The sequence below is a fragment of the Microbacterium sp. 4R-513 genome (genome assembly GCF_011046485.1).
GTDB lineage: Bacteria > Actinomycetota > Actinomycetes > Actinomycetales > Microbacteriaceae > Microbacterium.
Window position 1 is genome coordinate 888184 of sequence record NZ_CP049256.1, and the last position, 21650, is coordinate 909833.

At 70.9% G+C, this 21650-nt stretch carries 17 protein-coding genes; 8 read left to right on the forward strand and 9 right to left on the reverse strand.

Going from position 1 to position 21650, the window contains the following annotated elements; translation table 11 throughout:
• Window positions 1-164: 164 nt before the first annotated feature.
• On the reverse strand, window positions 165-947 hold the full coding sequence (locus G5T42_RS03815; protein ID WP_165125654.1) for a uracil-DNA glycosylase family protein: 783 nt from the start codon (window positions 945-947) through the stop codon (window positions 165-167).
• Between the two features lie 93 nt (window positions 948-1040).
• The gene (locus tag G5T42_RS03820) at window positions 1041-2219 is read right to left on the reverse strand and encodes a peptidoglycan-binding protein (RefSeq protein WP_241245948.1); all 1179 of its coding nucleotides are present in this window, start codon (window positions 2217-2219) and stop codon (window positions 1041-1043) included.
• 166 nt (window positions 2220-2385) lie between these two features.
• Between G5T42_RS03820 and G5T42_RS03825 the strand changes: the two genes are divergently transcribed.
• The 4 genes from G5T42_RS03825 to G5T42_RS03840 all read left to right on the forward strand — a co-directional run bounded on the left by G5T42_RS03825 (window position 2386) and on the right by G5T42_RS03840 (window position 5653).
• A complete protein-coding gene (locus G5T42_RS03825) occupies window positions 2386-3243 on the forward strand; it encodes an aldo/keto reductase (RefSeq protein WP_165125657.1) in 858 nt (285 codons plus the stop codon).
• Window positions 3244-3317: 74 nt separating this feature from the next.
• On the forward strand, window positions 3318-4049 hold the full coding sequence (locus tag G5T42_RS03830) for a histidine phosphatase family protein (RefSeq protein WP_165125660.1): 732 nt from the start codon (window positions 3318-3320) through the stop codon (window positions 4047-4049).
• On the forward strand, window positions 4033-4884 hold the full coding sequence (locus G5T42_RS03835; RefSeq protein ID WP_165125663.1) for an ADP/ATP-dependent (S)-NAD(P)H-hydrate dehydratase: 852 nt from the start codon (window positions 4033-4035) through the stop codon (window positions 4882-4884). The genes G5T42_RS03830 and G5T42_RS03835 overlap by 17 nt, the downstream gene beginning before the upstream one ends.
• 4 nt (window positions 4885-4888) lie before the next feature.
• Window positions 4889-5653 carry an alpha/beta hydrolase gene (locus G5T42_RS03840; protein ID WP_165125666.1) on the forward strand — a complete coding sequence of 255 codons (765 nt, stop codon included), beginning with the start codon at window positions 4889-4891 and terminating at the stop codon, window positions 5651-5653.
• 6 nt (window positions 5654-5659) lie between these two features.
• Here G5T42_RS03840 and G5T42_RS03845 read toward each other — a convergent pair whose 3' ends face one another.
• On the reverse strand, window positions 5660-7699 hold the full coding sequence (locus tag G5T42_RS03845; RefSeq protein ID WP_165125669.1) for a VWA domain-containing protein: 2040 nt from the start codon (window positions 7697-7699) through the stop codon (window positions 5660-5662).
• Between the two features lie 33 nt (window positions 7700-7732).
• The gene (locus G5T42_RS03850) at window positions 7733-9124 is read right to left on the reverse strand and encodes a sigma 54-interacting transcriptional regulator (protein ID WP_165125672.1); all 1392 of its coding nucleotides are present in this window, start codon (window positions 9122-9124) and stop codon (window positions 7733-7735) included.
• Between the two features lie 146 nt (window positions 9125-9270).
• Here G5T42_RS03850 and G5T42_RS03855 point away from each other — a divergent pair, with 146 nt between their 5' ends.
• Together G5T42_RS03855 and G5T42_RS03860 are read left to right on the forward strand one after the other, a co-directional pair.
• Window positions 9271-9996 carry a GNAT family N-acetyltransferase gene (locus tag G5T42_RS03855; RefSeq protein WP_165125675.1) on the forward strand — a complete coding sequence of 242 codons (726 nt, stop codon included), beginning with the start codon at window positions 9271-9273 and terminating at the stop codon, window positions 9994-9996.
• Window positions 9997-10206: 210 nt separating this feature from the next.
• Entirely contained in the window at window positions 10207-14607 is a 4401-nt protein-coding gene (locus G5T42_RS03860; RefSeq protein ID WP_165125678.1) for a S8 family serine peptidase, read from the forward strand.
• 93 nt (window positions 14608-14700) lie between these two features.
• On the opposite strand, the gene G5T42_RS03865 is transcribed toward G5T42_RS03860, so the two are convergent.
• Both G5T42_RS03865 and ppk2 read right to left on the reverse strand, forming a co-directional pair.
• Window positions 14701-16062, reverse strand: a complete 1362-nt coding sequence (locus G5T42_RS03865) for a threonine/serine exporter family protein (protein ID WP_165125681.1) — start codon at window positions 16060-16062, stop codon at window positions 14701-14703.
• Between the two features lie 58 nt (window positions 16063-16120).
• Complete coding sequence (gene ppk2 / locus G5T42_RS03870; protein WP_165125684.1) at window positions 16121-16945, reverse strand: polyphosphate kinase 2; 825 nt, start codon at window positions 16943-16945, stop codon at window positions 16121-16123.
• A 273-nt stretch (window positions 16946-17218) separates the two neighbouring features.
• Here ppk2 and G5T42_RS03875 point away from each other — a divergent pair, with 273 nt between their 5' ends.
• Window positions 17219-17395: a hypothetical protein gene (locus G5T42_RS03875; protein ID WP_165125687.1), complete on the forward strand. Its 177-nt coding sequence runs from the start codon at window positions 17219-17221 to the stop codon at window positions 17393-17395.
• Window positions 17396-17437: 42 nt separating this feature from the next.
• Here the strand turns inward: G5T42_RS03875 and G5T42_RS03880 are convergent, their stop codons facing one another.
• Window positions 17438-18109: a VOC family protein gene (locus G5T42_RS03880; protein ID WP_165125690.1), complete on the reverse strand. Its 672-nt coding sequence runs from the start codon at window positions 18107-18109 to the stop codon at window positions 17438-17440.
• 125 nt (window positions 18110-18234) lie between these two features.
• Between G5T42_RS03880 and G5T42_RS03885 the strand changes: the two genes are divergently transcribed.
• Window positions 18235-18798 carry an NYN domain-containing protein gene (locus tag G5T42_RS03885; RefSeq protein ID WP_241245949.1) on the forward strand — a complete coding sequence of 188 codons (564 nt, stop codon included), beginning with the start codon at window positions 18235-18237 and terminating at the stop codon, window positions 18796-18798.
• 27 nt (window positions 18799-18825) lie between these two features.
• On the opposite strand, the gene G5T42_RS03890 is transcribed toward G5T42_RS03885, so the two are convergent.
• Window positions 18826-20529, reverse strand: coding sequence for a VWA domain-containing protein (locus tag G5T42_RS03890; RefSeq protein WP_165125696.1), 1704 nt, complete (start codon window positions 20527-20529; stop codon window positions 18826-18828).
• Window positions 20530-20677: 148 nt separating this feature from the next.
• Entirely contained in the window at window positions 20678-21604 is a 927-nt protein-coding gene (locus G5T42_RS03895) for a DNA-3-methyladenine glycosylase 2 family protein (RefSeq protein ID WP_206535705.1), read from the reverse strand.
• Window positions 21605-21650: the final 46 nt, after the last annotated feature.

A 21650-nucleotide genomic window follows, 5' to 3' on the forward strand; every position in this document is an offset into this window, starting at 1 on the left:
GCGAGGGCGGGGCGGGAGTCCCGGCGCGAAACCGGGAGCGCTCCCGAGCGTAGTTCGCAACGCATCGTTATCAGCATTTCTCACCCCAGGAAGGGGGAGTGTCAAGGGATGCGCCGACCGACCTCGCGAACCGCCCGTGCCCGTGCACGCGGAGGAGCCGTGGTTCAGGGCACCTCGATCGAGATGTTCGCGCGCTCGTTGCCCGGCGTCGGAGCCATCGACGCCCAGAAGTCCGACGCACGCATCCACGCCGGAAGACCCATCGGCAGGTCGCGGCTCGGGATCTCGGGCAGCTCGTCGGGCGTGAAGTCGCTGCCGTAGAGCACGAGCGGCTTCGCGACGTCCGGATGCTGGACGTTGGCGTGGAGGGCCTGCAGCGCGACGTTCCAGTTGTCGAGCAGCTCGGCGCGCGTGATGGGTCCCTGAGGCTTGTCGGCGGTCGGGTGCAGGGCCCGATGGTGGAACGCCGTCACCGTCTGCCCCACCGGCGTCGCCCTGAAGGCCGTCCACGCGGCGAACGCAGGATTCCCGAAGGTGACGACGGCCTCGATCTTCCCCCCGGCGAACGCCGCCTCGAACCACTTGTTCCGGTAGGCCTCTATGTCGGGATCGCTCAGGTGCGGGAGGGCCATGTTCTGGTTGTAGATGCCGTAGAGGAAGGCGTTGATCATGAGGTACCGGCGCGTGAAGCCCAGCTTCTCGACGAAGCCCTGCACACGCCGTCCCGCCTGTCCGGACAGGATCCGCCTCGTGACCGCCTCGGTCTGGGCGGGGTCCTGCCCGACCACGAGCAGCCGCGCCGACCCGTCCGCGCGACCGCGGTAGAAGATGGGCCCCCATAGCGACCGGAACCCGTCGCTCCCCTTGAACACCGTGTCGTCGGGGTAGTTGCGGCACAGCGCCTTGAAGGCGCCCTTCGGCCCGCTGTCGAACGCATCCGTGATCATGGCGGCCCCCACTTCGTCGACCCCCAGGGCTTGGTCTAGTGGATGCCGGGGGCCGGCGCAAGACCGCCGGGCGCGGGACGAGAGGCCCCCGCCTCAGTCGTCCCCGGGATCTGTCTCTTCGCCGGACGGCTCCGGCTCCGGCTCCCCGGGATTCGGCGAGGCCAGGGCGCTCTTCAGCTCGGCGATCGCGTGCTCCAACGCCGCGATAGTCACGGCATCCACGGTTCCGGTCGGCGGAACGCCGAGCTCGGTCTGGAATGCCATGACCGCCTCGGTGAGGGCGGGGGTCCACACGCCGTCGACCGGTCCGTCCCAGAAGCCGACGAGCTTGAGGGTCTGCTGGACGGCTGCCGTGGTGGCGAGCGAGGCATCGGCAGCAGCACCTCCAAGCGCGGCGAGGCGAGCCTGCAGAGCCTCGGCCGTCGCCTTGTCGACCGTCCCCGTCACGGGGAGACCGTTCGCGGCCTGCAGATCCTGGACCGCTTGCACCGTGAGCGGGCCGTAGATGCCATCGACCGGTCCCGTGTAGTAGCCGGCCGTCGCGAGATCCTGCTGGAGCGCCGACGTGTAGGCCCGGACGGATGCCTCGGCCTCCATCTGTCCCTCCTCCGACAGACACCCGGCATCCGCGAAGAGCCTCAGCCACGCCAGCTCGAGCGCGACGACCGCGCTGTTGAACTGCTCGGAGGCCTGATTCAGCGGCGTCTCGTCGGTGATCCCTGCCTGCGCGTCGGCGAACTGCTGCTCAGCCTGCTTCACCCGATCGACCGTCGCAGCCGGTGCGAGAGGCGTCGGGGTCGGCTGATCAGGCACAGCGGCATCCTCGCCGCCGTCGCCGGCGTCTTCGGTCTCTCCCGCTTCGGCCTTCGCGAGCGCTGCGCGCGCGGCATCCAGCTCCACCTGCGCATCCGACAGGGCCCGCTGCGCCTCGAGCGCCCCTTCTGCGCTGTCGAACGCGTCTTCCCGCGGTTGAGCGAGGTCCGCACCGGCGTCCCGCACCTCGCCCACGGTCGGGGCCGTCTCGACGATGACATCGCCGTAGCGGTCGAGCGCCATGATGTACGTCTTGCTCTCGTCGCAGAACTCCGCGGACGCGGCGGTGAGGTCGGCCTGTGCCTCGGCGACCGCCTTCTCCTTCGACGACACGCGGGCTTTGGCGACGTCGACGCTGCTGACGCTGCCGGCGCAGCCGGCGAGCGAGACGGCTCCGATGACGAACCCGAGGGCCGTGACCATGAGAAGGCGTGGAGCGCGCGTGCGGGGCATCTTCATGAGCGGACCTCCCGATCGATGGCCAGGACCTTCGCCGATGATGACAGCACGCACGGCGCGTGCCGGGGCCGCCTCATCCGAATCGGCTGACCTCCGCGCGAGACGGCCGGAGGTCGCCAGTCGCTCCCCCCTCGCGGGAGACGAACCGACGATCTAGGTTCGAGACATGACGACGAGCGTCGAACTCTCGAACGGGCTCGGGATGCCGCAGATCGGCCTGGGCGTCTACCTGGTGTCGGACGTCACGGTGTGCGAGGCGAGCGTCAGGACGGCCTTGCAGACGGGTTACCGGCTCATCGACACGGCATTCGCGTATCGCAACGAGGCCGCCGTCGGACGCGGCATCCGCTCGTCCGGCGTGCCCCGCGACGAGATCTTCCTCACGACGAAGCTGTGGCCGTCGGACTACGCCTACGAGAAGGCCGAGGCGGCGATCGGCGGCGCTCTCGAGCGGCTCGACTGCGGGCCGATCGACCTGCTGCTGCTCCACCAGCCGGTCGGCGACGTCCAGGGCGCGTGGCACGCGATGGAGGAGGCGGTCGACAACGGCGTCGTCCGCTCGATCGGCGTCAGCAACTTCACCGTCGACGACCTCGAGAAGCTGCTGCCGGAGGCGCGCATCGCGCCGGTCGTGGATCAGGTCGAGCTGCACCCCCACTGGCAGCAGCCGGAGCTGCTCCCCTACCTCGCCGAGAAGGGGATCGTCGCCGAGGCTTGGTATCCCATCGGCCACGGGTCGAAGAAGCTCGTCGACGAGCCGCCGATCGTCTCGGCGGCGCGCGCGCACGGCAAGTCGGCCGTGCAGGTGATCCTGCGCTGGCACGTGCAGCGGAGATTCGTCGCCATCCCGAAGTCGACGAACCCTGCCCATATCGCCGCGAACCTCGATGTCTTCGACTTCCAGCTCACGCCCGGCGAGATGGCGGACATCGACGCCCTCGGGAAGGACCGCCCGATGTTCCGGATGCCTCGCTGGCTGATGTCGGCCGTCCTGCCTCTGGCGCGCCCGCGTCCCCGGCCGTAGCGCCGCTCCTTCGGGCACTCGGCGGGGCTTGTCAACCCGTGGGCGCCGTCCCGCCGCCGACCTAGCCTGAGACCATGGCGGTGACGGACCTGTGGCTCGTGCGGCACGGAGAGAGCGTCGCGAACATCGCGGCGACTCGCGCTGAGCGCGAGGGGCTCGAGCGGATCCCCATCGACATCCGCGACGCCGACGTGCCCCTGTCGCCGACGGGGCGCGAGCAGGCGCAGGCCTTAAGCACGTGGTGGGCGGCGAACCGGGATGCGGTCGACGTCTGCTGGGTGTCGCCGTATCGCCGGGCCCGCGAGACCCTCGCGATCGCCCGCGGCGACGATGACGACCATGCAGCGGCGATCGTGGACGAACGCCTGCGCGACCGTGAGCTCGGCATCCTGGACCTGCTCACCCGGCGGGGCGTCGAGCACCTGCATCCCGAAGAGGCGGACCGCCGCCGCCACCTCGGCAAGTTCTACCACCGGCCGCCCGGCGGCGAGTCGTGGGCGGATGTCGCGCTGCGCCTGCGCTCGTTCCTGCGCGACGAGCTGCCCCGGTGCGAGGGCGGCGGCCTGATCGTGGCGCACGACGCCGTCGTGATGATCCTGCTCTACCTGCTCCTGCCGCTCGAAGAGGCCGAGCTGCTCGACTTCGCGGCCTCCCACACGGTGCTCAACGCATCGGTCACCCAGCTCACCCGCGACGACGAGAGCGGGGGCTGGCGGCTCGCCGAGTTCGCGGGCGTCGGCCATCTGCAGGTCGAGGGCGCTCCGGTGACCGTCCACCCGGGGAACCCGGATGTCGAACCCGAGTGAGATCACCGTCACGCCGGAGCTTCTCCGCGCGTGGGGGCTTCCCGATCCCGGCGACTCGAAGAAGTCCCGGGGCCACGTCGTCGTCGTCGGGGGCTCGCGGCGCTCGCCCGGAGCGGTGTTCCTGGCCGGCGAGGCGGCGCTCCGCGTCGGCGCGGGGCGGCTGGCCGTGGTCGTGCCCGCATCGGTCGATGCACAGCTCAGCGTCGTGATGCCGGAGGCCGCCGTCCACTCCCTCCCCGAGGACGCGGACGAGCCCCTCGGCGACGGACCGCGGCGCACGATCGAGTCCGCCGAGGCGGTCCTCGTCGGACCCGGGTTCGACGACCCGGACGAGACACGGGCGACCCTCCTCGCCGTGTCCCGGCTCGAGGTGCGCTGTCTCGTGCTGGACGCCTATGCCCTCGGCATCCTCCCCCGCGTCGACCGCACCGCGCTGCCGCGCGACCTCGTCCTCAATCCGAATCACGAGGAGGCGGCGATCCTCCTCGACCGCGACCCCGACGACGGCGAGGTCGATCTCGTCGAGATCGCCCGCCGGTACGACGCCGTCGTCAACTGCTACGGCCACGTCGTCGCGCCGACCGGCGAAGCGTGGGATGTTCCCGGGGGAGGGCCGGGCCTCGGCACCTCCGGCAGCGGGGATGTGCTGGCGGGTGCGATCACCGGTTTCGCCGCCCGCGGCATCGCGCCCGCACAGGCGGCCGTGTGGGGAGCCTGGGCGCACGCTCGGGCGGGCGATCTGCTCACCGAAGACGTGGGCATCGGGTTCCTCGCGCGCGACATCCCCTTGCAGCTGACTCGCGCCCTCCGCGACCTCATGCGAGCGGAGGCCTGAACCCGTGACGACCTCGCAGACGCGCCTGGACATCGGCCGCCTCGCCTTCCGGGTGCTGGCGAGCCCGGGACCGTCCGGCAGCGAGCGGCCGCCCTTCGTGCTGGTCCACGGGATCGGGATGTCGCACCGCTACCTCTCGAAGCTGCACGACCTGCTCGCCGCCGAGGGCCCGGTGTACTCGATCGATCTCCCCGGGTTCGGCGGCCTGCCCAAGCCCGGCCACGACGTCGACGTCTTCCAGATGGCGACGGCTCTGGGCGAGGTCATCGCCTCGCTCGACGTCGTGCCGGTCGTGCTGGTCGGGCAGTCCATGGGCTGCCAGTGGGTCGTTGAGGCGGGTGCCCAGAGACCGGACCTCGTGTCCCACGTCGTGGCGATCGGGCCCGTCGTCGACGAGTCGCACCGCACGGCCGTCGCGCAGACCGTGGCACTCGCGATCGACTCGCTCGGTGAGCCGCCCAACGTCAATGCGCTCGTCCTCACCGACTACATCCGCTGCGGCGTGCCGTGGTACCTCGCGCAACTGCGGCACATGCTGGCCTATCCGATCGAGGACCGCGTCACCGCCCTGACGATGCCGCTCCTGCTCGTGCGGGGTGGCAGGGATCCCATCGCCGGCCAGGAGTGGTGCCGCCGGCTGCGCGACCGCGCGAGCAGCGCGCGGCTCGTCGTGATCCCGGGGCACTTCCACAATGCGCAGCAGTCGGCACCCCGCGCGATGGCGTCCGCGATCGAGGCGCACACGCTCGAGGTCAGCGCGCGATCCTGACCCCGGTCACCACCACGAGCGGCCGCGGAGAATGTCTCCGAAGTCCTCCGGCGTGCCGCGGCCCGTGTGGCGCGAACCGAGGTAGCTGTCCACGACGGCGCGGCCCAGGTCGTCGAGTTCCGGGGCGACTACCTGCCCGCCGGCGCGGCGCGCGAGGGCGTCGATGAAGCGGGCGAGCCCCGGGTCGTCTCCGAGCCGGAAGAACGTCGTCTGGGCACCCAGCCGCTGCACGGTGTCGAGCTCGCGCACCGTCGCGGCGACCGTGCGCGGGTCGGGCGGGTAGGCGAAGACGACATGCCCGTCCGCTTCGAGGTGCGACGTCGGCTCGCCGTCGGTGACGACCAGCAGCACCGGCTGGGCGACCGGGTTGCGGCGAAAGTGCCGCTGCGCGAGCAGCAGGGCGTGGTGGAGATTCGTGCCCTTGTCCCACACGGCGTCCTTCGCGGTGAGCTGCTCGATGTCCATCACCTCGGCGTAGCGGGCGAAGGCGATCAGCTGCAGGCTGTCTCCGCGGAACCGGGTCGAGATCAGGTGGTGGAGCGCGAGCGCCGTCCGCTTCATCGGCACCCAGCGGCCGTCCATCGCCATCGAGAACGACGTGTCGACGAGGAGCGCCACGGCGGCCTGGGTGCGCTCCTCGGTCTCGACGACCTCGACGTCGCTCGTCTCGAGACGCACGCCGGCAGAGGCGTCGCCGCCGTCGGCCACCGTGCGGAGCACGGCGTTGGAGACTGTGCGCGGGATGTCCCACGGCTCCGTGTCGCCGAAAGCCCATTCCCGCGTCGCACCGGTGCGATCGCCGGCCGCTCCGGCGTTGCGGGTCTCGCGGCGCCCGAGCCGACCGGACTGCCGCGTCGCAATGTCGCGGAGGAGCGCCCGCCCGAGCTGCCGCATGGCCCGCGGGGTCAGCCGCAGCGCTCCGTCGGAGGCTCGCTGCAGCATCCCGGTGTCCTTCAGCTCCTGCTCGAGGTCCCGGAGCGTCCGCGCGCTGACGGCGGCATCCTCGCCGATGAGACGTTCGAGGGCGTCGAGGTCGATGTCGTCCATGCGGGCGCCCGGGTACATCTGGCCGAGCTGATCGGTGAGCGAGTCGAGGTCGGAGAGATCCTGCATGACGCCGGTCGCCTCGCCCAGGCCGGTCGGCTCGTCTCCCGAGAAGGATGCCGAGCCCGTCCAGTCCTCGCCGGGCCGGAGCGAGCGCAGGTTGTCGTCGAGCCGCGAGAGGGACTGCACGAGGTCCGGCGAGCCGAAGGCCTGCGCGGCCAGGTTCAGGAGCTCGTCGCGCTGCTCGGGGGTCATCGAGTTGAGCATGCGCTGCGCCGCCGCTGAGCGCTCCGCCAGGGCGTCCATCAGCTCGTCGAGGTTCTGCGGGTTCTCGGGGAACTGATCCCCGTGCTTGCGCATGAACTCGTCGAAGTCCTCCTGCGTGTCCTCGCCGAGGCGGCGCTTCTCGAGCAGGTCGTTGAGGTCGTTGAGCATGTCGCGGATGGCCTGGCGATCGGCATCCGTCGCATTCTCGAGGGCGTTCTTCATGCCCGCGAACCGCTGATCGAGCAGCTCACGGCCGAGCAGCTCGCGGATGCGGTCGTAGTCGGCGCGCGCCGCGGGACTCTGCCAGTCGTAGTCGGCGAGGTCGTTGACAGCCGCCGCCGTGCTCGGCGGCAGGTTCTCGAGGCGCATCTCGGCGAACGCGCGGGCGTCGTCGTCGAGGTCGACGTCACGCACGAGATGCTTGCGCTCCTCGAGCACAGCGTGATCGAGCAGCTTTCGGATCTCCTCCAGCGTTCCGTCGAGCCGGTGCCGCCGGAGCAGCTCCGCGCGACGCTCGCGCACGCGCCGGGCGAGGTCGTCGAGTCCTTCCCGGTCGCGCTCGCCGCGCCGCAGATACTCCCGCATCGCCCGCTCGGCCGACGTGCCCGACATGACGTCCTGCCCGATGGCCTCCAGCGCCGCCTGCACCGCCACCGGCGGCGCGAGCGGATCGCCCCCCGCGTAGCGGCCGTACCGCGACGTGTGGGCGGGCGAGCGGTGGAAGCTCCGGACCATCAGCGGAGCCTTCCCCGATGCACCGGCCGCGACTCATCCATAGACGGTCTCTCCCGCCGCGCTGTCCTTGCCGATGCGCCGCTCCAGGTAGAGCGACTCGAGCAGCAGCTCGAGCGCGCCGGCACGCTCGCCGGGCGTCTGGGCGTCGAGCCGTTCGGCGACCTGGTCGTAGAGGTCGGACTCGCCGAGGATGGGCATTCCGGCGAGCACCTCGGCCGCGGGCACCTGCTCGCCGGTCATGACGGTCGAGCCCTCGTGCAGCGCCTCGACGAGAACCCGCGAGTCGAGCCCCCGCAGGTGCGCGCGGGCCGTGTCGGCGACGGCGGTGCGCAGCAGGTGCTCGAGGATGGCGCGCTCTCGGCCCTCCTCACCGGTCTCGAACTCGATCTTGCCGCCCAGCACCTCGACGGCGGTCTCGAGGTCGACGGGACGAGCGACCGCGACCTCTTCGTGCTGACGCGTCGCGCGGTGAAGGGCCGCCGCCGCGATCGTCTCCGCGCCGGCGATCGAGAACCGCGCCGAGACGCCCGCGCGCTGGTCCACGGCATCCGATTCCCGCAGATTGCGCGTGAACCGGGCGAGCACCTCGAGGAGGTGCTCGGGAACCTGCGCGACGAGGTCGGCCTCCTGCCGGATGACCGCGATCTCCTCGTCGATGGTCTGGGGGTAGTGCGTGCGGATCTCGGCGCCGAACCGATCCTGCAGCGGTGTGATGATGCGGCCGCGGTTCGTGTAGTCCTCAGGGTTGGCCGTCGCGACGACGAGCACGTCGAGGTCGAGCCGCAGGAGGTAGCCGCGGATCTGGATGTCGCGTTCCTCCATGACGTTGAGGAGCGAGACCTGGATCCGCTCGGCGAGGTCGGGAAGCTCGTTGATCGCGACGATCCCGCGGTGGCTGCGGGGGACGAGGCCGAAGTGGATCGTCTCGGGGTCGCCGAGCGAGCGACCCTCGGCGACCTTGATCGGGTCGACGTCTCCGATGAGGTCCGCGACCGAGGTGTCGGGGGTCGCGAGCTTCTCGGCGTACCGCTGCGATCGATGCCGCCACGTCACCGGAAGATCGTCGCCGAGCTCGCTCGCACGACGGACGGATGCCGGCGTGATCGGGTGGAACGGATGCTCGCCGAGCTCGGAGCCTTCGATGACGGGAGACCATTCGTCGAGGAGGCCGACGAGGCTGCGCAGCAGGCGCGTCTTCCCCTGCCCCCGCTCGCCGAGGAGGACGACGTCGTGACCAGCGAGGATGGCGCGCTCGAGCTGCGGGATGACGGTGGTGTCGAAGCCGTGGATCCCCGGCCACGGATCGCGGTCCTCGGCGAGCGCGGCCAGCAGGTTCTCGCGCAGCTCGATCCGCAGGGGACGGAAGGTGTGCCCGGAGGCGCGCAGCTGTCCGGTCGTGGTGATCGCGGAAGGCGACGGTGTCATGACGAGAGAGTAGGTCTGCTGAACGGTCATGTGGGCCGGATCCGAGGAAATCTTGTTTCGGCCGGTGACGTTGCTCCCGGTGGGCGGGCCGCATTCCGCTCTACCGTCGCTTCCGACGGCCCTCGGCCCGCTGCGAAAGGGAACGAATGAGCACTCTCGACTCCGCCCGGCACGACGACACGGTGCTCGACAACCCGGCGTGGCACGCCCTCACGGGTCCGCACGCCCATTTCGCGATCGGCGGCGATCTCGTCCGCCGGTATCCGGAGGACGTCGCGCCGTTCGTCGCCGTGCGCACGTGGGAGGACCCGCGCGTGTGGGACGCGCTGGCCGAGCTCGCCGGCCCGGGTGCCGAACTCGGACTGTCCGGCAGCCCGTCCGCTCCCCCGGCCGGATGGGAGGTGCTCGGCGAGGGCGAGGGCGTGCAGCTGGTCGAGACGGATGCCTTGCGCCCGCGCCCCGACGACGAGGCGATCCTTCTGGGCGCCGACGACGTGCCCGAGATGCTGGCACTTGTCGAGCGGAACCAGCCCGGCCCGTTCCGGCCGCGGACCTATGAGCTCGGCCGGTACATCGGCATCCGTCGCGAAGGGAAGCTCGTCGCGATGGCGGGCGAGCGCCTGCATCCCGAGGGGTGGACCGAGATCAGCGCTGTGGCGACGGATGCCGAGCACCGCCGACAGGGTCTCGCCTCGCGACTCGTGCTCGACGTGGCGTACCACATCCGCCTTCGGGGCGATCGCGCGCTCATGCACGCGGCTGCCGGGAACGTCAACGCGATCGCGGCCTACGAGAAGCTCGGCTTCGTCGTGCGCAAGCACACCGTGTTCTCGGCCGTGCGCACTCCCGAGGGCGTCCTCGCGGATCGCTGAGGCCGCCGCACGACGCGACCGCGGAGCCCGCCGGCGGGTTGCGGCCCGGCGGGTTCCCGCCCCTGTCGCGTATCCGCCGACCGAGTCGATTGACCCGTTCGGCGCGGCGCTGGGAGATTCGACCCGAGCCCGAGGGCCGCGCATCCGCGGGTTCTCCGCGCTCGTGCCGGTGTCGACGCCGACATCGGTCCTGATCCCCCCAGGAGCACGATGAGCACACGCATGAAGCTCGCCTGCGCCGCATCCGCGGCGCTGATGTCGGTCGCGATAGCGGCCGGGCCCATCGGGACCGCCGCCGCCGCGACGCCGGCGCCGCCACCCGATCACCACGCCTCCGCCTCCCCCGATCCTGACGGCCCGCTCTCCGCAGGGCGGCATGGTCTGAAGGATGCGGGCGCGTCGTCGGCGGGGGTTCAGCGGCAGTCGGCCGACGACGGCGACCTGTACCTGCCCCCGGCGGATCCCGGTTTCCACACCCTCGACTCGACCGGGTCGTCCGACGTCGTCGTCGCGAAGCTCGGCGACGCCGACACGAGGCTCCTGCAGCGGGCCGAGGTGGAGAAGGCCAAGACCGTCACGGTCCTCCTGCTCGCGCGAAGGAACGCCGTCGACGACGTCGTCGCGGCCGTGCTCGATGCCGGGGGAACTGTCGGGTCGGTCACAGAGAAGCTCGGATACGTGCGGGCGACGGTGCCCACCGACAGCGTTCCCGACCTCGCCGGACTGTCGGGCGTCAAGGCGATCGACCTGAACCGCACCTATCGCGTGCCGGCGCCCGATCTCGCCGCCGGTGCCGCAGCGCCGTCGCTCCGTGGCGCCGCTCCGGCCGCACCCGACGCGAGCACCCCCGCAGCGAACCCGTATCTGCCGATCGACGAGACGGGCGCGACGGCGTTCGTGAGCGCACACCCCGAGTGGGACGGCCGCGGCACCGTCGTCGGCGTGCTCGACACGGGCGTCGACGTGGAGCATCCCGCCCTGCAGACGACGAGCGACGGCAAGCCGAAGATCGTCGACTGGGTCACCTCGACGGATCCCATCCAGGACGGCGACGGCTCGTGGGTCGAGATGTCGGCCACCCGGAGCGGTCCGTCGTTCTCCTACGGGGGATACTCGTGGACCGCGCCGGCGGGCGAGTTCCTCGTGGGCTACTTCTACGACCTCGCGACGTCCGGCAGCGACTTCGCGGGAGACCTCAACCGCGACGGAGACGTCTACGACGCGTACGGCGTGCTGTACGAGCCGTCGACGCACAGGATCTGGGTGGATGCCGACGACAACCACGACTTCACCGATGCCCCGGCGATGGCGCCGTACGCGGTGGACCGTCAGGTGGGCCACTTCGGTGCGGACGATCCGGCCACGCCCCAGAACGAGCGCATCCCGTTCGTCGTGCAGTATCGCGACGACGTCGACCTGTCGCCGCTCGGTCAGCCGGGTGAGACGGGAACGTTCGTCAACATCGGCCTGCCGTCCGCGTCGCACGGAACCCACGTCGCGGGCATCGTGGCGGCGACGTCGATGTTCGGCGGCGAGATGCACGGCGCAGCGCCCGGCGCGCAGATCGTGTCATCCCGGGCGTGCACCTTCGAGGGCGGCTGCACGCAGGCCGCACTGACCGAGGGCATGATCGACCTGGTCCTCAACAGGCACGTCGATGTCGTGAACCTCTCGATCGGCGGACTGCCCGCCCTGAACGACGGCTCCGACGTCGTCGCCGATCTGTACGGCCAGCTCATCGACGAGTACGGCGTGCAGATCATCGTCGCCGCGGGCAACGACGGCCTCGGAAGCAACACCGTCAGCTCTCCCGCGGTGGCCGGCGAGGCCATCGCGGTCGCGGCATCCGTCAGCTCCCGCACCTGGTGGGCTGACTACGGAGCCACCGTGACCGCGGAGCAGGGCATCTTCGGCTTCTCGTCGCGCGGTCCCGCCGAGGACGGCGCTCTCGCGCCCCAGCTGTCCGCGCCCGGGGCTGCCGTCTCGCCGATCCCGATGTGGCTCGCCGGAGAGTCGGTGCCCGAGACGGGCTATGAGCTGCCCGCCGGCTACGGCATGCTGAACGGCACGTCGATGGCCGCCCCGCAGGTCGCCGGCTCCGCGGCCCTGCTCCTGTCGGCGGCCGAGGCCGGCTCTCTGACGATCTCGCCCGCCGCCCTCAAGACGGCTCTGACCGGCACGGCGAGGCTGATCCCCGGCATCCCGACCGCGGCACAGGGAGCCGGCCTCATCGACACCGTCGCCGCGTGGAAGCAGCTCGCGAAGAAGGTCTCGATCAACGACCTCCGCATCGCAGCCCCCGTGTGCAGTGCGCTGTCGGGCCTGCTCGAGAAGCCGGACACCGGCACGGGCGTGTACAACCGCTGCCTGCCCTCCGAGGGCGGCCAGGTGACCGGCACGGAGAAGGCCTACAAGGTCGGCGTCACGCGCACGAGCGGACCGACGGGGAGTGTCTCGCACCGCGTGGGCTGGATCGGCAACGACGGCACGTTCAGCGCGCGTTCGACCCTGCCGCTCAAGAAGGACAAGACCGCCGACATCACGGTGACCGCGCTCGCCAAGACCTCGGGGGTGCACAGCGCCATCATGACGATCGACGACCCCGCGACGAACGGCATCGACCAATTCGTCGCCGTCACCGTCCTGGCTACGGCACCGCTCGCCGGTCCGTCCTACTCCGTGAGCGATTCGGGCGTCCTCGCCCGAGGCGGCACGACGTCTCTGCTCGTTCCCGTGCCGGAAGGCGTCGAAGCGCTGCAGCTGACGCTCGAGGGGATCGCGGACGGCAGCCAGGTGCGCATCCTCCCGATCGATCCGGAGGGCATGCCTGCCGACAGCAACGCGAGCAATCACTGCTACACCGGCTACGCCGACCCGTCGGGCTGCGAGGCCACGGCTCGCCCGGTGTACCGCCCGATGCCCGGCATCTGGGAGTTCGTGATCGAGGCGCGGCGCACGTCGGCGACCGACGCGAACACCTACACCGCGACCGTCTCGCTGCAGGGCATGAGCGTCAACCCCGGTTCGACCACGATCGACGCGGTGACGATGAATGCGCCGACCGCGGTCAGCCTGTCGGGCACGAACTCGTTCGGACCCGTCGAGGCGCATGTGGCCGAGGGTGAGATCGGGACCGTCGTCAACCTCTTCTCGACGGTCGCGCAGGGCGAGATCACCGCCAATCAGCTCTACGTCCCCCGCCAGGCGACGCGGCTCGACGTCACGCTCACTCCGCGCGAGCCGGCCGACCTCGACTTCTACGTCTACTTCCGCGGCAGCCCGATCGGGCAGAGCACGACGACGGGCGACTCACCGGAGCGGATCGTGATCGACGACCCCGAACCCGGGACGTACGTCATCGTCGTGGCCGGAGTCGCGGTCGCGGGAGAGAGCGTGACGTTCGACTACCACGAGGAGATGTTCTCGCGGGGCCAGGGCACCGTCGCGCCGACGTCGGACACGACGTTCGCGCTGGAGGCGGGCGAGTCGATGCCGGTCGAGGGAGCGGTCACCGTGACGGCTCGCCAGCTGACGGGCGAGCCCATGGTGGGGCGCGTGCGGGTCGCCAACGAGTACGGCACGATCATCGGGGCGGCCGCCGTGCGGATCACGACGGTCGAGGTGCCGAAACTCGATCTGGTCAGCTGGGCCGCGCCGTTCGTCGGCTCGGCCCTGACCGACGACGGTGTCGTGGCGGGCGATCGGCAGAAGGACGCCAAGATGACGCCGACGACGTGGACGCCCGAGGATGGCTTCGTCGATCTCGACATGGACGGCGGGGAGTACGGCTCGGCGCTCGGGATGAACGAGGACCGCACCGCCGTCGGGGTCGTGAGCGACGACACCGGGAACTTCGTCCCGGCACAGTGGGCGGCCGACGGATCGCTCGAGGTGATCGGCGTGCCCGACTGGCGGCCCTACTGGGGCGGCTACGCGACCGACGTCAACGAGGACGGCACCGTCGTCGGGTTCGCCGAGCTCACGGAGCAGGATGCCGAGGGCACCTGGCACAACTACAGCGATGCCTTCGCCCGCACGGCGGACGGCGCGTTCGTCCCGCTCGAGCACCTGTCCACCGACCCGTCGGCGACCCAGCCGCGTGCCGTCAACGCCGCGGGCACGGTCGTCGGCGGCTCGGTGACCGCGGAGCACGATCCGCACGCGGTGATGTGGGATGCCGCGACCGGCGCTCTGCGCGACCTCGGCACCCTCCCGGGCCACGGGGCCGCGACGGCGATGGACGTGAACGCCTCCGGAACCGTCGTCGGGGTCAGCGGCGACGACGCGTTCGTGTGGACCGAGACGACCGGCATGAAGCGCCTCGCGGACTACGGCTACGACGCGGCCGCGGAGAAGGTGACCGACGACGGCTGGGTGCTCGGCGTCGTCGAGCTCGCGCCCTACTTCGCCGTCTCGGCGATGTGGGATCCGCAGGGGCGACTGTGGGACCTCTCCGGCATGGTGCCGCTCGGGTCCGACGAATGGTTCATGCCGACGTACAGCTTCGACATCAACAACCGCCACCAGCTGATGCTGTACGGGGAGGGCGGACCGGACTCGGCATGGTCGAGCTCCGTGCTGCTCGCCATTCCCGAGTCGCTGCGCGAGTAGTGGCCTTCCGCGTCCCGCCGGGTCGGCATCGTGCCGGCCCGGCGGGACGCTCGGCGCCGGCTCGGGCGCTCGTGCGTCACGCCCCGCGGGCGATCAGAGCGCCGGCCGGCGCATCCGGTTCGAGAGGCTCGAGCCGGCCAGGACGCCGAGGGCGATCGCGACCATCGTGGAGAGCGTCGCGATGAGCGACGCCCCGGCCGCGGTGTCGCCGCCGAGGAGGTCGGCGACACCGGCCAGACCCAGAGCTCCCGGCACGAGCAGGGCGAAGGCCGGCGTGAAGCTCACGAGTGCCGCAGGGCCGGTCGGCTGCCGGGCGATGAGCGCCGTGACCGGTGTGACGACGAGCGCGCCGACGAAGGCCGAGAGGACTCCGCCGACGAGCAGGTCGCCGAGCACCTGCGAGGCATAGGCGACGTAGACCACGAGCAGGATCCACGGGATCGCCCGACGTGGCGCGCAGCGGTGCACGCAGACCGCGACGCCGAAGACGGCCACGGCGATCCACGGTGCGAACGGACCGAGCAGGTCGGGATGCCGGCTGAAGTCGAAGTCCGGGACGCCGACCACCGCCGCGGCGGCCACGATGCCCGCGCCGAGGAGGACGAGCTGCATCGCACCGGCCGCTGCCCGCGCGGCTCCGCTGATCATGTGCCCCATCGACAGCTCGAGCACGGCGGTCGTGAGCAGCGCGCCGGGCAGGAGGACCACGAGCGGAGCCAGAAGGGCCGCGAGGATGCCGGACCCCCACCCCGCTCGCAGAAGCAGGAAGACCGCGAGCGCGACGACGAACGAGATCGCCACGGTGATCAGCGCGCCGTAGCGTCGGGGCACGCGCTCACTCACGAGAAGCGCGGCGCCCGTGATCAGACCCAGTCCGGCTGCGAGCGACACTCCGGCCCAGGTCGCGCCGAGCAGAACGGCGAGCGCCGCGCTGAGGAAGCCGTAGCCGATCACGCGGGCGTAGGGCCGATAGGTGTGCGGCATATCCCGGATGCGATCGATGCGCACGAGCGTCGATGCCGGATCGATGACACCTGTGCGCGCGGCATCCACCGTCCGCTGCAGTTCATCCATCTGAGACAGCAGCAGCTGGCCGCCCTCGCTGACGACCGCGCCGGTCCGGTGCTCGCCGCCGCCGCGAGCCGAGACGAGGAGCGCGTTGGGGAACACGACGGCTTCGCTCTCGGGCAGGCTGTTGACCCGCGCGACGTCGCCCAGCACGTCCTGCACCGTCTCGACCGAGTAGCCGGCCTGGGTCATGGCGCTTCCCAGCGCCTCTGCTGCTGCCAGCGTCGTGACCGCGTCCGGTGCATCGGTCGGAGCGACCGGCATCGACCCGGTGATCTGGGCCGCGCGTGCACTCGCGCTGATGTCCCGCTCCGCCCGGTGCCGCAGCGACAGGAGAATGACGGCGGCCACGAGGAGCACGCCGATGGCGATGAATGTCGAGATCACGGTCTTCCCAGCGTCGGTGCATCCTCAGGGCGACGCGAACGTGGACCTGGGCCCGTGCCTACTTGCCGAGCTCGGCCGCGATGTCGGGCACGAAGTTGAACTTGTCGATGGGCGGCCGATCGTAGTCGTCGGCCTTCGGACGATCGGGGATCGAGATCTGCTCGGGCTCGAGGCGCTCGTACGGGATTCTGCTGAGGAGGTGGCTGATCGAGTTCAGACGCGCGCTGCGCTTGTCGTCGCTCTCCACGACCCACCAGGGCGAGCCCGGGGTGTCGGTCGCGGCGAACATCGCATCCTTCGCGCGCGAGTAGTCCTCCCACCGGAGGATCGACTCGACGTCGGTGGGTGAGAGCTTCCACCGGCGCATGGGGTCTTCGAGCCGTGAGACGAAGCGCGCCTGCTGCTCCTCGTCCGAGACCGAGAACCAGTACTTGATGAGGATGATGCCGTCCTCGATGAGGAGCTGCTCGAGGATCGGCGTCTGCCGGAGGAAGGTCTGGTACTCCTCGTCCGAGCAATAGCCCATGACATGCTCCACGCCGGCGCGGTTGTACCAGGATCGATCCATCAGCACGATCTCTCCCTTCGCAGGGAGGTGCTCGATGTAGCGCTGGTAGTACCACTGGCCGCGCTCGCGCTTGGACGGCTTGGTCAGCGCGACCACGCGGGCGTGACGCGGGTTGAGGTATTCGGTGACGCGCTTGATCGCGCCGCCTTTGCCCGCGGCATCCCGGCCCTCGAAGATGACCAGCACGCGGGCGCCCGCGGAGGCGACCCAGCGCTGCATCTCGACCAGTTCGATCTGCAGGCGCTCGAGCTCCTCTTTGTACAGCTTCTTGTCGAGTCGTTTCACGGACGACTTGCGTGAGCTCTTCTTGGACATGTGCTCCTCCAACTCGCGGCTCTCGGGGGGATGAGCCGCCTGGCATCGCACCGGGATCACTTGTGCCGCCGAACGTCTCTGTGGGCGGCGCGACGACGGATCCCCGGCGAGGGCCAGGGGGAAACTATCACGCGGTGTCGGGACGCTCGGGGGCTGGCAGGCACGCCCGAAATGGGGTACGCATCTCTCGGTTACACCCGTCGCCGGCTGTGCGCAACCCGCGTGATCGGCGGGTCGATCCTCGCCTAACCTGCCCGGCGGAAGGAGCACATCGTGACGAATGCCTCCAAGCCGGAGCCGACGCCGGAATTCAGCAATCCCGCGAGCGAACTCAAGACCGACGTGATCAAGGACGTCGAGCGCGAGCACACCATCACCGGCGACGTCGTGGGTCCTCGCAGCACCGACATCCCGCCGGAGAAGTCCGACAAGGGCGAGCCCGACGCCTGACGCGCCGCGGCCGAACTCCTGCGTCAACCGGTTGCAGGGCGCTCACTCGTAGGTGTCGGTCCAGGACGCGATGTCCACGCCGTGGTTGTCCGGCGACGCCAGTGACCACCAGGCGGGGGCGTGCGAGTCGTCGACGAGCCTTCCGCCGGCGGCGAGCGCGGCATCCACCCGTGATCGCGCCTCATCGGCCGGCACGAACACATCGAAGTGGGTCCGACCTCGCGCGGGCGCGTCCCCGGAGATCGGGTTGAAGGCGAGCTGCGGACCGCTGCGCAGCGGATCGACCGCATCGGTGTCCCCGAACGCCTCGTAGCCGAGCGCCGCCAGGAAGAACGGGCGGACGTCCGCCTGGGAGTGCTGGGCGACGTAGATGCCGACGGATTGCGCCCGCGACGGATCGGCGGAAAGGCCGAGCTTCGCCGCCGACCGCGACACGGCCGCCGCGAACTCACCCGCAGCCTCGGGGATCCCCTCGGGGTCGCGGTACGGGATGCGCACGATGACACCCTCCGGACGCAGGTCGACGTCGGGCCGGATGCCGAGACGCTCGGCCGCCTCGACGATCGGGGAGATGAGGTCGGCTGCCGCCGACAGCGAAGTCGCGGCGAAGACCGCTTGCGGGCCCGTCGCCGTGACACGCCAGTCCGAGACGCCCGGCGCCCGGTGGAACTCCGCCGCCGAGATCAGCCCGGCCCCTGTCGTCGACTCGTCCATGAGCAACTCCTTCCCACCCGTCGGACCGCCCCGCCGGTCGCAACCGGTGGCGCCGTGCGGACCCTACGGTACTCGCGGGGTCCCGCCCGCATATGATTCGGGCTGAGGCTCACAAAGGAGACGGATTGTCAGAGGCAGGCTCTCGAACCACGTGGGTGCTCGTGGATGGCGAGAACATCGACGCGACATTCGGCACGTCCATCCTGAACCGGCGTCCGCAGCCGGACGAACGGCCGCGATGGGATCGCCTCGTCGCCTTCGCAGACGGGGCGTGGCGACAGCCGGCGCGCGGCGTGTTCTACCTCAACGCCTCCTCGGGCATTCCGATGCCGTTCGTCCAGGCCCTCAAGGCGATGGACTACATCGTCGTCCCGCTCTCCGGGGAGCCGGACGAGAAGGTCGTCGACATCGCCATCCAGCGCACGCTGCGCGCACTGGAGAGCCGTGCGGCCGATGTGATGCTCGTCAGCCACGACGGCGACTTCATCCCCGAGATCTCCGCGCTGATCGGGCCGGACCGGCGGGTCGGCGTCGTCGCGTTCTCGGAGTTCCGCAACGCCGGCTTCAACTCGATCCCGGGCCTCGAGAAGTTCGACCTCGAGTACGACGCGCGGGTCTTCGACGCCCCACTACCGCGCATCCGGGTGATCCCGATCAGCGAGTTCGACCCGGGTATGTTCCTCTCCTGATCAGAGGACTTCCGGGTATACGAAGGCCTAGCCGCAGTTCGGGCGGCAGCCGCGCTGCGTGACCGCGTCGACCAGCACGGTGCTGATGTCGGTCGGCTGCAGCGCCTGATACGCCGCGCCATCGGTTGCCGCGGCGATCTGCTCGAGCGCGGCCTGATCGGTGTCCGGCCCATAGCCGATCGCGATCACCGCAACCGGCTTCGCCGGATCCCGCAGCTGCTCGAGCTCCGCGAGAAGCCCCGGAAGGTCGAGGCCCTCGTCGTCCTCGTTGACCCCGTCGGTGTTCAGCAGGACGAGATTGATCTGCCCGGGCACGTACGTCTCGCGCATGTACTTCACGGCCGCGAGCACGCTGTCGTACAGTCCCGTCCCGCCGCCGACGAGGCTGTCGAGCCCGTTCGCGGTGTCGATGGTGCGCTGCTTGTGCGCGGGGTCCCCGAGCGGGCCGAACGGCACGACCTCCTGCCAGTCCTGGCCGCCGATGCGGCGGCTCGAGAACACCCAGGTCGCGAGCGAGGACTCGTCGGAGAGCGAATTGACGGCGCGGACGGCGGCCTCCTCGAACAGGTCGATGCGTCGCATGTCGGCGGTCACCGGCTGCAGCATGGAACCCGAGACGTCGTTGAGCGACAGCATCCGGGACGGGGCGGTGAGCACCTGCCACGTGCGCAGCGCCTCGGCCTGATTCACGCTGTCCATCGGGTCGGATGCCGCGACAGCACCGTCTTCCTCCGCCGTCTTCGAGTCGATCGCAGCTCCGTCCGCACCACGCAGGCCGTGCGCGGCGAGGAGGTCGCTGCGGTCCACCATCGCGGCGGAGAGGGCCTTGACTGCGGCGAGCGTGTCGTCCGAGGCATCCGCGAGGCTCACGACCGGGACGCTCACCGTGGGCTTGACGTCGGCGGGGAAGATCGGGACGAGCGGCGCCTTCGCGTCCTGGTCGTAGTCCAGCAGCGCCTGCTCGGTGGTGACGGCGATCGTGGGAGCCGTCGCGGCGGAGGTGGCAGCGAGCGCGTCCGCCGCCGTCGGGACGACACCGGTGTCGAGGCCGAGGACGAGCCCCGTGAAGGCACGGGCGTCTCCGCCGACCGCGGTCTGCAGGGCGAGAAGCGCAGCGGAACTGGACGCGACAGTCAGAGGATCCGGGAGGACCGCGGCGACCGAGCGCCCCGCGAGGCTCGAGAAGCCCGCCTCTTCCGCTCCGAGTGCGGAAGCGGTGGCCTCCGTCGCGGCGAAGACCACGGGCGTGCTGGCGACGGCATCGCCGACCACGAGCTCCGCCGCGTCGACGCCCGTGAGCTTCGCGAGCCCGGTGGCCCGCGCCGGCCACATCCCGGAGTCGGGGACCCAGACGTCGAAGTCCGGGGCCGTCCCCGCGGCCAGCGCTGCGGCGGTGACCGCGCTGTCCTCCGCCCGGATCGTCACCTCGGGGCAGTCGGTGCGCGACCCGGCGAGGTCGGCGACGACCGCTCCGACGGCTCCCGAGATCGCCGGATCCGCGGTGATGCGGAGGCTCGTCGCGAGGCACTCGCCCGTCGACGCGGGCGCCTGCTCGGGCTCACCGGCCGTTCCGCGCATGAAGACGACACCGAGCACGACGGCGAGCGCTGCGGCGAGGACGAGGATGACGCCCAGGAGGATCAGCGAACGTCTCCGCTGCTGCGCTGCGCGCGCCGCGGCGCGCGTCGGCGAGTCGGCGCTGGTGGGCGCGGTCGGCTGCACTCGGACCACAGGCACTCCGTCGGACGGCGGGTTGGGGAGCCCGTCTGCGGGATACGACGTCGTATCGGGGGAAATACGCCGGCGTACGTGGGGGATACTCCAACGGAGTATAGGCGACGGCGTGTCGGGGATCGGATGCCTCGTCCGTCGAGCTCCCTCAGGCGGTCCGATCCGGGCTCGGCGCCGGCCTCCCCCGCGCGATCTCCCCGGTCTCATCCTCGAGCCAGCGGCGGAGGAGGAACGACACCCACGACCGATAGGGTCGCCATGCCTCGGCGATGCGGGCGTGTTCGGCGGGATCATCCGTGCCATAGAGGGTCGCCATGGCCCGGGCCAGTCGTGGCTCGTGCGCCGGTAGCACATCCGACTGCCTGACGCCCCGGACGAGGATCAGCTCGGCCGAGAAGGGTCCGATGCCGGGTATCGTCTGAAGGCTCTCGAGCGCCTCGGCGACGGGCGCGGCCGCGAGGCGGTCGCTGTCGAGCGAGCCCGAGGCCGCTGCCTCGGCGACCAGGTGCAGCGCACCGAGCTTCTGTCCCGTCAGGCCCGGAAGCGTCTCGGCCGAGAGGATCGCCTCGGGCCCGGGAAAGGCCGCGAGCTCGCCGCCGTCGGGGAAGCGGAAGCGCTCACCGTGCTGCTCTGCGATGCGGCGTTTGATCGCCGCCGCCTGGGTCATGCGGATGCGTCGGCCGATGATGGTCCACGCCGCCGCCTCCCACGGGGTAGGGAACTGCACGGGCCGCAACCCCGGATATCGGGTGCGCAGCTGTGCGATCAGCGGGTCGCGCGCGCCGATCTCAGCGAAGGGGTCATCGAGGACGTCGAGGTTGAGGATGCGGACGAGGTCGTGCCGGATGGCCTGCACTCCAGCGCCCGACGGGTCGTGCACGACCTCGGCTTCGAGCGCGTCCTCGCGCTGGCTGACTCGGACGGCGACGGGCCGCCACGTGCGGTCGAGCGCGAACGCGAGGTCGAGTCGCCCCGTGTCGTCGCCGCCCTCTCCCGCGGGGAAGGCCATGACGAAACGCGATGCCGCGGCGAGCGAGTAGCCCGCGGGACGCGGGAGGGCGATCGTCTCGGTCATGCGCGGTCGTCGACGGTGATGGCGGATACGGGGCCGGTCAGGGTCA